Raw genomic sequence first — 12,592 nt, forward strand, 5'->3', positions numbered from 1 at the left:
TTAGTCGTCCTGCGCCAGGCTGCCCCACGTCTCCCAGCGGGCGTCCTCGTCGCCGACCGTGGTCTCCTCGCCCTGGGCGGGCAGGATCCGCAGGTCCTTGGGGAGCGGGGTCAGCAGGGCGCCGATCGAGTTGAGCTGCTTGCGCAGGTCCTCGTAGACCTGGCCGATCGAGCCGGGGCGGCCGCGGTGGAGGGTGTCGCCGGAGAAGAGCAGGCCGAGCTGCTCGCTGATCACGCACACGCTGCCGGGGGTGTGGCCCGGGGTGTGCACGATCTCCAGCTGGGCGTCGGCGATCTCGAAGACGCCGCCGTCCTCCAGCCAGATGTCGGGTTCGACGGAGCGCAGCGCCTTGGCGTCGTCCTCGTCCTCCTCCTCTTTGGCGAGGCGGCCGAAGTAGTCGCGCCACAGCAGCCGGTCGGCGCGGTGCAGCGCGATCGGCGCCCAGTTCTCCTCGTCCTCCTCGCCGGCGGCGGCGACCTCCAGCACGACGTTGAGATGGTGCTCGTTGCCGTCGGTCAGGAGCACGGCCATGACCTCGCGGTCGCCGACCTCCTTGAGGATGGCCTCGGCGTCGTACGCCGGGTCGATCACGATGACCTCGTCGTCGTCGCCGACGAGGTAGGTGTTGTTCTCGACGTCGTACTCGGTGTCGTCGAGGGTCAGCGTCCCCGACGTCACCACCTGTTCGATGCGCGCGTCCACGCTTGGCACCCTACCGTGCTTCGGCGCCCCCATCGGGCACTCGGAGAGCACCGCCGGTGGCGGCGGCGAGCAGCGCCGCGAAGGCGTCCGGCGCGGTGGTCTCGGCGCCGAGCCGGTCGCCGGTCGGGGCGCCGTGGTCGTCGCTGGACCCGGTCACGGCGAGGCCCAGGTCGGCGGCCAGGCCGCGCAGCCGGGCGCGGTCCGGCGGGGCCTGGTCGGGGTGGTCGGCCTCGATCCCCGCGAGCCCGGCGGCGGCCAGCCTCTCGATCACCTCGTCCGGGACGACGTAGCCGCGGCGCGCCCGCGGGTGCGCGAGGACGCACACGCCCCCGGCGGCCCGGACGAGCCCGACGGCCCGCACCGGGTCGAGCCCGTACCGCTCGACGTAGGCGCGGCCGTCCTGCGCGATCCACGCGGACGTGAAGGCCTCGTCCTCGGTCTCGATCGCCCCCGCCTCGACCATGGCCCGCGCGATGTGCGGGCGCCCGACCGCCTCCCCCTTGGCGAGCGCGCGGACCATGCCCCAGGTGACGTCCACGCCGAGGTCGCGGAGGCGGTCCACCATGCCCTGCGCTCTGATCACCCGGTCGTCGCGGATCCGGGCCAGTTCGGCGGCCAGCTCCGGCTCGTCCGGGTCGAACAGGTAGCCGAGGAGGTGCAGGCTGCGGCCGTCCTGGTTGCAGGACAGCTCGATGCCGGGGACGAGCGTCAGGCCGTCCGGCAGGGCGGCCGCCGCCTCGTCCCAGCCGGCGACGGTGTCGTGGTCGGTGAGCGCGAGGACGTCCAGGCCCTTCTCCCGCGCCCGCCGGACGACCTCGGCGGGCGGGCGCGTGCCGTCGGAGGCGTCGCTGTGGCTGTGCAGATCGATCCGCATGGACCCATCCCACCAGGTCCGGTCACTCGTCGACGCGGGGGCTGTGGGCACCGTAGGGGAGGTCGAGCTCCATCCCCGGCTCGCGCAGGTCGAGGAGCGTCTCGTGCTCCAGCATGAGGACCCCGGCGTCGGCGGGCCACAGCACCGCCCACAGCCAGTGGCCCATCGCCTCGCCGACGAAGACGGCGCGGTCGGGCCGGTCGCCGACCGCCCACATCGGCACCGAGTGGCCGCAGGTCGCCGCGGGCCCGCTGACCTCCAGCTTCACGTGCGGCGGGCCGCCGTTGAACGCCTCGCCCGGGTCCGCGCCCTCCAGCCCCGCGTAGTGGGCGCCGAGCCCGATCCCGGGCTCCTCGGCGATCAGCACCATGTCGGCGGGGCCGCGCAGCAGCCCCGGCCCGGACAGGGCGACCGCCGTCGCCCGCGCCCCCGACCGGTCGTCCCCGACCGTGGTGAACCCCGTGATGAGCCAGGCCGGCGGAAGGGGCCAGGGCGTCCAGACGGGGACCTTCGCGTCGCGCAGCACGGCCGCCAGCCCCTCGGGGCCGGGACGTCGCGACGGCTGCCTCGGCAGTACGGCGCCGTGCACGCCGCAGGTCCAGTCGCTGGACCAGAGGCTCGGCGCGCCGAGAGGGCCCGCGCAGCGCGGGCAGGTGGGCTCGGCCCTCATGATTAACCACCCTGCGCGGCGATATCACGGCCCGTCAAGCGCGCGGCGGTCCCCGGCTGGAAAAGCGGCGGGAAAATAGGGCCATGCGGGTGCGTTGCGTGGGCGGGATCGTCCGGGACGGCGAGGGGCGGCTGCTTGTCGTCCGGCGCGGCCGTCCGCCGGGCGTGGGCCAGTGGACCATCCCCGGCGGACGGGTCGAACCGGGCGAGGACGATCAGGCGGCGGTCGCCCGCGAGCTGCGGGAGGAGACGGGCCTGGACGTCGCCGTCGGCGCCCTGGCCGGTTCGGTGAGCAGGCCGGGGCCGGACGGCGTCACCTACGACATCCACGACTACATGGCGACCGTCGTCGGCGGGACGCTCCGCGCCGGGGACGACGCGTCCGACGTGCGCTGGGCGTCGCCGGACGACCTGCGCGACCTCCCGATGACCCCGGGGCTGCTCGACGCGCTCGCCCTCTGGGGCGTCCTATGACGCGTGCGCCCGCTCCGTCGCGGCCTGCACCGGCGGGCCGTCCGCGTCCGGGCCGCCCGTGACGGTCCGCACCTTCATCCGCCGCGCCAGCCACACGACGGCCGCCGCGTACAGGACCATCGGCACGACGTCCGCGACGACGACCTGCCAGGGGACGCTTCCCTGCTCGATGTCCAGCTCGCCGACCGCGGCCGGGAAGAGGAACGCCATCAGGTTGTTGAACACGTGCAGCGCGATGCCCGACTCCAGCCCGCCCGTCCGCACCGCGAGCCAGGCCGCGATCGCGCCGAAGGCGAAGATGTCGAGGATGCCCCAGCCGGTGTAGCCGTGCCCGGCCGTGAACAGCGCCGAGCCGACGACGATCCCCGGCCACGGCGTGCGGAACACGGCGCTGACCCCACGTCCGGCGCGTCCGCGGGCGGTCTCCAGGGTGCAGGCGCCGACGGCCTGGAGCATCCAGCCGCGGAACGCGTACTCCTCCGCCGCCGACTGGAACGGCACCAGCAGGATGATGACGATCGCCGGCCCGAGGAAGCGGGACCACCCGACCCAGTGCTCGTCCCCGCCGGACTGGTCGTCGAGACCGGTCGCGGCGATGATCGACGTCCCGTAGGACACGGCGCAGAACAGGATCGCCAGGCCGCAGCAGACCAGCATCCAGCGCCACCGCAGCCGCCCCGCGACCGACGAGAGCGTGCCGGGCCGCCGCCGCTGGACGATCCAGGCCGCGGCCAGCACCACCGGCAGGAACATGGCCAGCGCGCCCAGGTTGAACGCGAGGTCGGCGGTGTCGTTCCCGAAGACCGTGTCCACGTCGGTCCCCGAGGGCTCCGGCGCATCGCCGGTGACCGCCACGGTGATGATGATCCCGATGATCATCAGCCCGAGCGCGAGGGCCATCCCGACCGCGGCGATGCCCACCGTGCCGGCCAGGGGGCGCCACCACCGGTGCACCTCGTTGCGCGCCATCCGGTGGAAGGGGACGCCCTCCGGCGTCTCCACGGTCCAGGGCCGCTTGACCGGCGGCATCCCGTACCCGCCGCCGTACGGCCCCGGCCCGTACCGGCCCGGCGCGTACTGCGGGTACTCCCCCGTCCCGTACTGGCCCGGCGCGTACTGGCCCGGCGCGTACTGGCCCGGCGCGTACTGGCCCGGCGCGTACGGTGACGGGCCGTACTCGCCCGTGCCGTAGGGCTGGGCGGGGGCGCCCCGCCAGTACGGCGACCCGGTCGGATGCCCCTGGCCCTGCTCCGGCCCGTACGCCTGCGGCGCGGCCTGAGGCGGCCATGCCGGCCGCGGCGGCTGGGAGGCGGGCTCGGGGCCGTCCGGCCGCGGATCCCCCTGCGCCTCGCGGTCGAGGTCGGGGTCCAGCGGGGCCCAGCCGTCGGCGTCCCCTGGTCCTGACACGTGAGACCCCTTCTGAAGACCGTCGCGTTACGTGGGACGAATCGTACGTGGCGTTCAGTTCCCGGGCGGCTCGGAGCGCTTCGTGCGGGCCATCCCGGCGGCACGGCCCTTCACCGCGACGACCAGGGCCATCTTGCGGGACGCCTCGTCGATCATCTCGTCGCCGAGCCGGGCGGCGCCGCGCCCCTCGCCGAGCGAGTGCTCGTAGGCGTCCAGGATCAGCTCGGCGCGGTCGTAGTCGTCCTGCGACGGCGAGAAGACGGCGTTGCCCGCCTCGATCTGGGACGGGTGCAGCACCCACTTGCCGTCATAGCCGAGGGCGGCGGAGCGCCGCGCGGCCCGCGTGAACGCGTCCACGTCCCGGACGTTGAAGTAGGGCCCGTCGACGGCCTGCAGGCCGTTGGCACGGGCCGCCATCAGGATGCGCATGAGGATGTAGTGGTAGGCGTCGCCCTCGGTGTAGCCGGGCGGCTGCTCGCCGACGACGAGCGTCTTCATGTTGATCGAGGCCATCAGGTCGCCGGGGCCGAGGACGAGGGCCTCCAGCCGGGGCGAGGACGCCGCGATCGCGTCGACGTTGACCATGCCGCGGGCGTCCTCGATCTGCGCCTCGATGCCGATCCGGCCGGCGGGCAGGCCCGTCGCCCGCTCGATCTGGGTGAGGAGCCGGTCGAGCCACTGGACGTGGGTGGCGTCCGACACCTTCGGCAGCATGATCGCGTCCAGGTTCGCGCCGGCGCCCTCCACGACCTCGATCACGTCCCGGTACGCCCAGGGCGTGTCGAGGTCGTTGACGCGCACCACCCGGGTCCGGCCCGCCCAGTCCCCCTCGTTCAGCGCGGCGACGACGGTCCCGCGCGCGTCCTCCTTCGCCGACGGCGCCACGGCGTCCTCCAGGTCGAGGAAGACCTCGTCGGCGGGGAGCCCCCGGGCCTTCTCGATGAAGCGGGGGTTGCTGCCCGGGACCGCGAGGGTGGTACGTCGAGAGCGCATGGCCCCGGATGCTATCGGCGGATGTGAGACGCTTCGGAGCATGGGTCAGCTGAACAGGGCGCTGGTGGAGGAGGCGGCCAGGAAGTCGGGGCTGCTGTGGCTGGAACTGCCCGGCCTGCCGCAGCCGCGCGCCGCCTGGCACGTGTGGCACGACGGCTCGGCCTACGTCCTGACGGGCGGGGAGGGCGAGCAGCCGCTCCCGGGGCTGCCGGAGTCCGCGCAGGTGACGGTGATCCTGCGCAGCAAGGACAAGGGCGGGCGGCTGGTGTCCTTCGTCGCCGACGCCGAGCAGGTCGAGCCCGGATCCGAGCTGTGGGAGGAGGTGGCGCCGCTCCTCGCCAAGGCGCGGCTGAACGCCGCCGACCACGAGGGCCAGGTCGAGGCCTGGGCCACCGGGTCGTGGATCGTCCGGCTCACCCCGTCCGACGAGACCGTGGAGGCGTCTGACGACTACGCCACCGTCCGGCCGGTGCCGACCCCGGCGACCACGGCCGGGCCGCCGCCGCGCATGTACGGCGGCAAGCGCCGCCGGGTCGACCGGTAGCCCCGGCCTCACATCGGGAGTTCGCGTCCCGCGGCGACGGACTGGAGCTTGTCGGGATTGGCCACCATGTGGATGGCGGCGACGCGGCCGGTCTCGTCGACGTCCACGGTGACCGTGGAGATCGGGCCGTCCGGGCCGTCCACGACCAGGGCCGGCTCGCCGTTGATCTCGACGCGCCGGACCTGCATGTCCTCCGGTTCCACGCCCGCGTAGCGCTGGCCCGTGATCGCGGTGAGCCAGCGGCCGACCTTGGCGGCGCCGTTGATCGACCGCAGCGCCGCGCGGACCTTGCCGCCGCCGTCCGTCCACAACGCGACGTCGGGGGCGAGGACCTCCATCAGCCGGTTGATGTCGCCGCCGAGGACGGCGTCCCGGAACCGCTCGGTGGCCGCGCGCCGCTCGGCGCCGCCCGCCTCGAAGCGGGGCCGGCGCGCCTCCACGTGCTTGCGGGCGCGGGTGCCGAGCTGCCGCACGGACTGCTCGGACCGGTCCAGCGCCTTCGCGATCTCGGCGTACGGGTACCCGAAGACCTCCTTGAGGACGAACACCGCCCGTTCGAGCGGGCTCAGCGTCTCCAGCACGACCAGCATCGCCATCGACACCGACTCCGACAGCTCGGCGTCCTCGGCGACGTCCGGGGAGGTCAGCATCGGCTCGGGCAGCCACGGCCCCACGTAGGTCTCGCGGCGGACCTGCGCCGAGCGCAGCCGGTCCAGCGCCACGTTGGTGGTGATCCGGACGAGGTAGGCCTTCGGGTCGGTGACCTCGGACCGGTCGGCGGCCGACCAGCGCAGCCACGCGTCCTGGACGGCGTCCTCGGCGTCGGCCGCCGTGCCCAGCATCCGGTAGGCCACGGCGAACAGCAGGTTGCGGTGCTGCTCGAAGGGCTCCTCCTCCAAGGCGTCGCTCACGGTCATCAACCCTTTCATCCCTCTGCGATGAGGACGGGACGGGGGGTGGGGGATGTGACATGCCCCGGCCGGATCAGCCGGGAGATCATGGGTAGTGTCCAGGCCATGAGCGGAGCTCCGGCACGGGTGTTCATCGCCCGGCTCGCGGGCATCGCGGTGTTCGACCCGGCCGGCGACCAGGTCGGCCGTGTCCGCGATGTCGTGGTCGCGCTGCGCCTGGCGCCGCGGCCCCCGCGGGTCCTCGGGCTGGTGGTGGAGGTCGCCTCCCGCCGCGCGGTGTTCCTGCCGATCACCCGGGTGACGGTGATCGAGGCGGACGCGGTCATCTTCGACGGGCGGCTGAACGTGCGCCGGTTCCAGAAACGCGAGTCCGAGACGCTGGTCATCGCGGAGATGCTGGACCGCACCGTCCGGTTCCGCGACGGCGGCGAGACGGTGACGGTGATGGACGTCGCGATGGAGCCGACCCGGACCCGCGACTGGCACGTCACCAAGGTCGCCGTCCGCCGCAGGACCGGCCGCGGCCTGCGCAAGCGCGGCGAGAGCATGGTCGTGGACTGGGACGCGGTGGAGGGGTTCTCCGCCGTCGAGCACGGCCAGGGCGCGGCCGGGCTGATCGCCGCGTTCGAACGGATGAAGCCCGCCGACCTCGCCAACATCGTGCACGAGCTGTCGGAGAAGCGCCGCGCCGAGGTCGCCGTCGCGCTGGACGACGAAAGGCTCGCCGACGTCCTGGAGGAGCTGCCCGAGGACGACCAGATCGAGATCCTCGGCAAGCTGGAGGTGGACCGGGCCGCCGACGTCCTGGAGGCGATGGGCCCCGACGACGCCGCCGACCTGCTCGGGGAGCTGCCGACCGAGCAGCGCGAGCGGCTGCTGACGCTGATGGAGCCGCAGGACGCGGCGCCGGTGCGGCGGCTGCTCACCTACGCCGACCACTCGGCGGGCGGGCTGATGACCACCGATCCGGTGATCGTCCCGCCGGACGCGACGGTCGCCGAGGCGCTCGCGCTGATCCGCAACCCCGACCTGAACCCGGCGCTGGCGGCGCAGGTGTACGTGTGCCGCCCGCCGACCGCGACGCCGACCGGCCGCTACCTCGGCACCGTGCACTTCCAGAAGCTGCTGCGGGAGCCGCCGCCGACCCTGGTCAGCGGCATCGTGGACGCCGAGCTCGACCCGCTGCGGCCGGCCATGTCGCTGGAGGCGGTCGCGATGTTCCTGGCCACCTACAACCTGGTCGCGGGCGCCGTCGTGGACGAGAACGGGCACCTGCTCGGCTCGGTGACGATCGACGACGTGCTGGACCACCTGCTGCCCGAGGACTGGCGGGAGACCGCGATGGACGCGAGCGCCGAGGGGTCCGCCGACCCCGAGGAAGAGGCTCTCCGGGGGACGACATGATCACCACACGCCAGATGACCGCACGCCTGGACCAGCCGAGGGAGCTCCGCCGGACGCTGCTGCCGCGCCCCCACTACGATCCCGAGTCCTTCGGCCGGCTCTCGGAGCGGATCGCGCGGTTCCTGGGGACGGCGCGGTTCCTCGTCTACATGACCGTGTTCGTCTTCGTGTGGATCGTGTGGAACCTGCTCGCGCCGTCCGCGCTGAAGTTCGACCCGTACCCGTTCATCTTCCTCACGCTGATGCTGTCGCTCCAGGCGTCCTACGCGGCTCCGCTGATCCTGCTGGCCCAGAACCGGCAGGACGACCGGGACCGCGTCCAGTACGAGCAGGACCGGGCCCGCAACGAGCGCACCATCGCCGACACCGAGTACCTGACGCGGGAGATCGCCGGGCTGCGGGTCGCGCTGAGCGAGGTCGTCACCCGCGACTTCCTGCGCTCGGAGCTCCAGCAGGCCCTCAAGGACCTGGACGCCAGGGAGCACGTCCGCTAGGCGGGGATCTCCTCGTCGGCGAGCTTGTCGAGGATGGCGCCGAGGGCGCGCAGGTCGGGCTCGTCCAGCCGGCTGAGCACGTGGTCGCGGACGCCCTGCCGGTAGGTGGGGGTGGCCTCGGCGAGCCGGTCCCGGCCGGCGGAGGTGAGGGCGGCGTACATGCCGCGGGCGTCGTACGGGCAGGGGCGCCTGATCACCAGGCCGTCCCGCTGCATCCGGTCGACGAGCCTGGTCAGCCCGCTGCGCGACAGCAGGACGCGGTCGGCGAGATCGTTCATCCGCAGCCGCCCGCCGGGCGCCTCGCCGAGGTGCGTGAGCACCTCGTAGGAGCCGAGCGGCAGGTCGTGCCGGGCCAGCAGGTCGGCCTGGAGCTGGCGGGAGATCTGCGCCTCGGCGCGCAGCAGGGTCCGCCAGACGGTCAGTTCGGCGGCGCTGAGGGGACCGCGTGTCACGGACCGATCGTACGGCGGGCGGCTCCACCGCGCGAGACGTGTGACGAGCCGCACCCTGATTGGCAGGTATCGCCGTCGGGTCCATACCATGGGCGTATGGCCTCCCAATTGACGACCGAGCGGGTGACCGCGGCCCTCGCCACGGTGAACGATCCTGAGATCCGCAAGCCGATCACCGAGCTCGACATGGTCAAGAGCGTCGACATCGACGCGGACGGCACCGTCCGCGTCGGCGTCTACCTGACCGTGGCCGGATGTCCGATGAAGGACACCATCACCAAGAACGTCACGGAGGCCGTCTCCAAACTCGACGGTGTGTCCTCGGTGCACGTCGACCTGGACGTGATGAGCGAGGAGCAGCGCAAGGAGCTGCAGACCAAGCTGCGCGGCGGGGAGCCCGCCAAGGAGATCCCGTTCGCCAAGCCGAACTCGCTGACCAAGGTGTACGCGGTGGCGAGCGGCAAGGGCGGCGTCGGCAAGTCGTCGGTGACGGTGAACATCGCCGCCGCGCTCGCCGCGCAGGGCCGCAAGGTCGGGGTGGTGGACGCCGACATCTACGGCCACTCGGTGCCGCGGATGCTGGGCGTGCAGAACCCGCCCACCAAGGTCGAAGACATGATCATGCCGCCGTCGGCGCACGACGTGAAGGTGATCTCGGTCGGTATGTTCACCGCCGGGAACCAGCCGGTCGTGTGGCGCGGGCCGATGCTGCACCGCGCGCTGCAGCAGTTCCTCGCCGACGTCTACTGGGGCGACCTCGACATCCTGCTGATGGACCTGCCGCCCGGCACCGGCGACATCGCGATCTCCGTCGCGCAGCTGCTGCCGTCCGCGGAGATCCTCGTCGTCACCACGCCGCAGCAGGCCGCCGCCGAGGTGGCCGAGCGGGCGGGCGCGATCGCCGCGCAGACCCACCAGCAGGTCGTCGGCGTGATCGAGAACATGTCGTACCTGACGTGCCCGCACTGCGGGGAGCGCCAGCACGTCTTCGGCGAGGGCGGCGGCCAGACGGTCGCGGACGCGCTGACCAAGACCCTCGGGACCCGCGTCCCGCTGCTCGGCCAGGTGGAGATCGACCCGCGCCTGCGCGAGGGCGGCGACAGCGGCACGCCCCTGGTCCTCGCCGAGCCCGACGCCGGCGCCGCGAAGGAGCTGCGCACCATCGCCGACACCCTGGGCGGCCGCACCCGCGGCCTGGCCGGCATGTCCCTCGGCATCAGCCCCAAGGGCCGTTAGCAGACCAGCGAAAAGCCCCCCGGGCCGGGTTTCCGGCCGGGGGGCTTTTCGCATGGTCTGTCAGGTCGCCTCGTTGTCGAACGGGGGCTTCTCGCCGTGCGGGAGGTCGCCGGCGGTGGTGGCGTAGGTGGGCTCGTCGTCGAAGAGGCCGGAGTCGCCCTTGGTCAGGTAGGTGTCTTCGTCCTCGAAGAGGTGCTTGCGGACGAACGTCTTCGGGTTGAGGTCGTTGATGTCGAAGTCCTTGAACTCCGGCCCGAGCCCTTCCTGCAGGTCGGCCTTGGCGCTGTTGGCCATCTCGCGGAACTGCCGGAGCATCCGGCCCGCCTGCCCGGCGACCTGGGGCAGTTTGTCCCCGAAGATGACCAGGGCGAGGACGACGAGCACCGCCATCTCACCGAGTCCGACGTCGAACAACCCGTCCTCCACAAGCCGAGGGGACCGGCCCTGCCGCGGGCCGGCCCCCCAAGCGTATCTCCAGCGCGAATGAACCAGAACTGGGCGTTCCCGCCCGGTCGGTCCCGCCCGGTCAGTCGGAGCCCAGCGTCACCTCGACGCTGCCCTCGCGGCCGTCCCGCTGGTAGGTGATCTTGATGCGGTCGCCCGGGGCGCGGCTGCGGATCTGCGCGATGAGGTCGGTGGCGTCCTCGATCGGCTTGTCGTCGACCTTGGTGATCACGTCGCCGGGCTTGAGGCCGGCCTTGTCGGCCGGGCCGCCCTTGGTCACCGGGTCCTGCCCGTTGACCGGCTGGGGCATGATCCGGGCGCCGCCCTCCTGGTAGCGCGGGTCGGGCAGTACGCCGAGCTTGGCCTGCTTGACGGTCCCCGTGCGGATGATCTCCTCGGCGACCCGCTTGCCCTGGTTGATCGGGATCGCGAAGCCGAGGCCGATGTTGCCGCTCTGCTGCTCGCCGCCGAGCGACTGGCCGCCGACGGTGAGGATCGCGGTGTTGATGCCGATCACGCGGCCCTTCGCGTCGACCAGCGGCCCGCCCGAGTTGCCCGGGTTGATCGCCGCGTCGGTCTGGATCGCGTTGAGGTAGGACGCGTCCGCGCCGCCCTCGCCCTGCGTCGGCACGGCCCGGTTCAGCGAGCTGACGATGCCGGTGGTGACCGAGCCCTGCAGGCCGAGCGGCGAGCCGATCGCGATCACCGGGTCGCCGACGGCGATGGCGCTGGAGTCGCCGACCGCGAGCGCGGGCAGCGAATGCTGGCCCTCGGGCTTCAGCACGGCGACGTCCGAGCTCGGGTCGGCGCCCTTGACGGTGGCGGGCAGCGTCTTCTTGTCGTTGAAGACGATCTTGATCCGCCCGGACCCGCCGCCGGCGCCGGAGACGACGTGGTTGTTGGTGATGACGTAGCCGCCGTTGACGATGAAGCCGGTGCCGCCGACCTCGCCCTGGGCGGACTCCGTCCGGATCATCACGACGCTCGGCAGCACGCGCTGCGCGACGCCGGCGACGGAGTCCGGCGGGCGGCTCTGCACCTTGGTGTCGTTGCTGTTGCCGCCGCCGAGGCTGACCGAGCCGCCGTCCTCGTCATCGGTCGCGATGACGCCGATCCCGGCGCCGACGGCGCCGGCCACCAGCGCCACGATCAGCGCGACCACGGCGAGCAGCCCGAGGCCCGGCCCGCCGCGCGACGACGGCGGGAGCGCCCCCGGGATCGGCGCCCAGTTGGGGCCGGTGCCGCCGGGCGGCACCCCGAAGCCGGCCATCGGCCGGGGACCGCCGGGCGGCGGTCCGGGCGGTCCGGGCGGCGCGGGCGGCGGCGGGCCCATCGGCGGGCGGCCGGGCGCCGGCGGCGGCCCCTGGTGGGACTGCTGCGGCCAACCGCCCCCGTACGGGCCGCCCTGCGCGGCGCGCGGGTCCTGGTTGTGCGGGACAAAGCCGGGCCGCGGACGGTCGTCGGGCGCGTCCACCGGGGGCTTGCCGAGGTGCACGGGCGGTGGCGGCTGCGGCATGTCGCGCGGCGGCGCGTCCTGCAGCGGCACCTCCTGCGGACCCATGTCGGCGCGGGAGAGCACGTCCTCGCTGGTGTCGGGCGGGCCGCCGAGCGAGTCGGGCGGCGCGAAGCCCCCGGCGACCAGCCGGTCCCCGTCGTCGCCCGTCCCCGAGCGGGGCTCGGCCCCCAGCTCGTCGGGTTCGGGCTCGCCGGGCCCCAGCTCGTCGGGCTCGGGGGTGTCGGCCTCGTCCGCCGGCCCGGGCTCCGGGTCGTCGGCGGGCCGGTCCAGGGGGAGCTCCTGGTCGGTCACCGTCTCGGGAGGGGCCGCGGCCTCCCGCAGCTCAGGCTCCTGGCCGGGGACGACGTCGTCGTCCTCCGAAGGTGCCCTGACCGGGCCGCGGTTGTCTTCCGTCATCCCCATCTCTCCTACCGAGCATGGTCCTCGTCATCCGTGCTCATGCTGCCCTCCGCAGGATGTGGCGAGCGTAAAC

Annotated in this window: 14 protein-coding genes; 5 read left to right on the forward strand and 9 right to left on the reverse strand. The window is 73.4% G+C overall.

Features of this window, described 5'->3' with window-relative positions:
* From ABGB11_RS20530 to ABGB11_RS20540, 3 genes are read right to left on the reverse strand one after another with little or no spacing between them, the layout of a single operon-like run.
* Window positions 1-702 carry an MBL fold metallo-hydrolase gene (locus ABGB11_RS20530; protein WP_347635120.1) on the reverse strand — a complete coding sequence of 234 codons (702 nt, stop codon included), beginning with the start codon at window positions 700-702 and terminating at the stop codon, window positions 1-3.
* Between the two features lie 10 nt (window positions 703-712).
* The gene (locus ABGB11_RS20535) at window positions 713-1,576 is read right to left on the reverse strand and encodes a PHP domain-containing protein (protein WP_347635122.1); all 864 of its coding nucleotides are present in this window, start codon (window positions 1,574-1,576) and stop codon (window positions 713-715) included.
* 22 nt (window positions 1,577-1,598) lie between these two features.
* On the reverse strand, window positions 1,599-2,246 hold the full coding sequence (locus tag ABGB11_RS20540; RefSeq protein WP_347635124.1) for a DUF6758 family protein: 648 nt from the start codon (window positions 2,244-2,246) through the stop codon (window positions 1,599-1,601).
* Between the two features lie 83 nt (window positions 2,247-2,329).
* Between ABGB11_RS20540 and ABGB11_RS20545 the strand changes: the two genes are divergently transcribed.
* On the forward strand, window positions 2,330-2,719 hold the full coding sequence (locus tag ABGB11_RS20545) for an NUDIX domain-containing protein (RefSeq protein ID WP_347635126.1): 390 nt from the start codon (window positions 2,330-2,332) through the stop codon (window positions 2,717-2,719).
* On the opposite strand, the gene ABGB11_RS20550 is transcribed toward ABGB11_RS20545, so the two are convergent.
* The gene (locus tag ABGB11_RS20550; RefSeq protein ID WP_347635129.1) at window positions 2,714-4,126 is read right to left on the reverse strand and encodes a CPBP family glutamic-type intramembrane protease; all 1,413 of its coding nucleotides are present in this window, start codon (window positions 4,124-4,126) and stop codon (window positions 2,714-2,716) included. The two genes, ABGB11_RS20545 and ABGB11_RS20550, sit on opposite strands and share 6 nt — an antisense overlap.
* Before the next feature lie 54 nt (window positions 4,127-4,180).
* A complete protein-coding gene (locus ABGB11_RS20555; protein ID WP_347635131.1) occupies window positions 4,181-5,119 on the reverse strand; it encodes a CoA ester lyase in 939 nt (312 codons plus the stop codon).
* A gap of 40 nt (window positions 5,120-5,159) precedes the next feature.
* On the opposite strand from ABGB11_RS20555, the gene ABGB11_RS20560 reads away from it, so the two are divergent.
* Complete coding sequence (locus ABGB11_RS20560) at window positions 5,160-5,663, forward strand: hypothetical protein (protein ID WP_347635133.1); 504 nt, start codon at window positions 5,160-5,162, stop codon at window positions 5,661-5,663.
* 8 nt (window positions 5,664-5,671) lie between these two features.
* On the opposite strand, the gene ABGB11_RS20565 is transcribed toward ABGB11_RS20560, so the two are convergent.
* Complete coding sequence (locus ABGB11_RS20565) at window positions 5,672-6,580, reverse strand: RNA polymerase sigma-70 factor (RefSeq protein ID WP_347635135.1); 909 nt, start codon at window positions 6,578-6,580, stop codon at window positions 5,672-5,674.
* A gap of 99 nt (window positions 6,581-6,679) precedes the next feature.
* Between ABGB11_RS20565 and ABGB11_RS20570 the strand changes: the two genes are divergently transcribed.
* Both ABGB11_RS20570 and ABGB11_RS20575 read left to right on the forward strand, forming a co-directional pair.
* Window positions 6,680-7,978 (forward strand): CBS domain-containing protein, encoded by a 1,299-nt coding sequence (locus ABGB11_RS20570; protein ID WP_347635137.1) that lies wholly within the window; start codon window positions 6,680-6,682, stop codon window positions 7,976-7,978.
* 14 nt (window positions 7,979-7,992) lie between these two features.
* Window positions 7,993-8,472 carry a DUF1003 domain-containing protein gene (locus tag ABGB11_RS20575; RefSeq protein WP_347635139.1) on the forward strand — a complete coding sequence of 160 codons (480 nt, stop codon included), beginning with the start codon at window positions 7,993-7,995 and terminating at the stop codon, window positions 8,470-8,472.
* Here ABGB11_RS20575 and ABGB11_RS20580 read toward each other — a convergent pair.
* Window positions 8,469-8,924: a MarR family winged helix-turn-helix transcriptional regulator gene (locus ABGB11_RS20580; RefSeq protein ID WP_347635141.1), complete on the reverse strand. Its 456-nt coding sequence runs from the start codon at window positions 8,922-8,924 to the stop codon at window positions 8,469-8,471. The genes ABGB11_RS20575 and ABGB11_RS20580 overlap by 4 nt on opposite strands.
* A 96-nt stretch (window positions 8,925-9,020) precedes the next feature.
* Here ABGB11_RS20580 and ABGB11_RS20585 point away from each other — a divergent pair, with 96 nt between their 5' ends.
* Complete coding sequence (locus tag ABGB11_RS20585) at window positions 9,021-10,160, forward strand: Mrp/NBP35 family ATP-binding protein (RefSeq protein ID WP_347635142.1); 1,140 nt, start codon at window positions 9,021-9,023, stop codon at window positions 10,158-10,160.
* Between the two features lie 60 nt (window positions 10,161-10,220).
* Here ABGB11_RS20585 and ABGB11_RS20590 read toward each other — a convergent pair whose 3' ends face one another.
* Both ABGB11_RS20590 and ABGB11_RS20595 read right to left on the reverse strand, forming a co-directional pair.
* Entirely contained in the window at window positions 10,221-10,574 is a 354-nt protein-coding gene (locus tag ABGB11_RS20590) for a sec-independent translocase (protein WP_347635144.1), read from the reverse strand.
* Between the two features lie 112 nt (window positions 10,575-10,686).
* Window positions 10,687-12,516 carry a trypsin-like peptidase domain-containing protein gene (locus ABGB11_RS20595; protein ID WP_347635146.1) on the reverse strand — a complete coding sequence of 610 codons (1,830 nt, stop codon included), beginning with the start codon at window positions 12,514-12,516 and terminating at the stop codon, window positions 10,687-10,689.
* Window positions 12,517-12,592: the final 76 nt, after the last annotated feature.

Origin of the sequence: Actinomadura sp. B10D3 (assembly GCF_039871695.1) — a bacterium.
In the GTDB taxonomy this organism is placed as follows: domain Bacteria; phylum Actinomycetota; class Actinomycetes; order Streptosporangiales; family Streptosporangiaceae; genus Spirillospora; species Spirillospora madurae.

Bases quoted from the DNA above. Each gene is read 5' to 3' on its own strand.
- ABGB11_RS20545 (WP_347635126.1), top strand. From the start codon at position 2,330: ATGCGGGTGCGTTGCGTGGGCGGGATCGTCCGGGACGGCGAGGGGCGG.
- ABGB11_RS20540 (WP_347635124.1), bottom strand. From the start codon at position 2,246: ATGAGGGCCGAGCCCACCTGCCCGCGCTGCGCGGGCCCTCTCGGCGCG.
- ABGB11_RS20570 (WP_347635137.1), top strand. From the start codon at position 6,680: ATGAGCGGAGCTCCGGCACGGGTGTTCATCGCCCGGCTCGCGGGCATC.
- ABGB11_RS20535 (WP_347635122.1), bottom strand. From the start codon at position 1,576: ATGCGGATCGATCTGCACAGCCACAGCGACGCCTCCGACGGCACGCGC.
- ABGB11_RS20585 (WP_347635142.1), top strand. From the start codon at position 9,021: ATGGCCTCCCAATTGACGACCGAGCGGGTGACCGCGGCCCTCGCCACG.
- ABGB11_RS20555 (WP_347635131.1), bottom strand. From the start codon at position 5,119: ATGCGCTCTCGACGTACCACCCTCGCGGTCCCGGGCAGCAACCCCCGC.
- ABGB11_RS20595 (WP_347635146.1), bottom strand. From the start codon at position 12,516: ATGACGGAAGACAACCGCGGCCCGGTCAGGGCACCTTCGGAGGACGAC.
- ABGB11_RS20560 (WP_347635133.1), top strand. From the start codon at position 5,160: ATGGGTCAGCTGAACAGGGCGCTGGTGGAGGAGGCGGCCAGGAAGTCG.
- ABGB11_RS20575 (WP_347635139.1), top strand. From the start codon at position 7,993: ATGACCGCACGCCTGGACCAGCCGAGGGAGCTCCGCCGGACGCTGCTG.
- ABGB11_RS20565 (WP_347635135.1), bottom strand. From the start codon at position 6,580: ATGACCGTGAGCGACGCCTTGGAGGAGGAGCCCTTCGAGCAGCACCGC.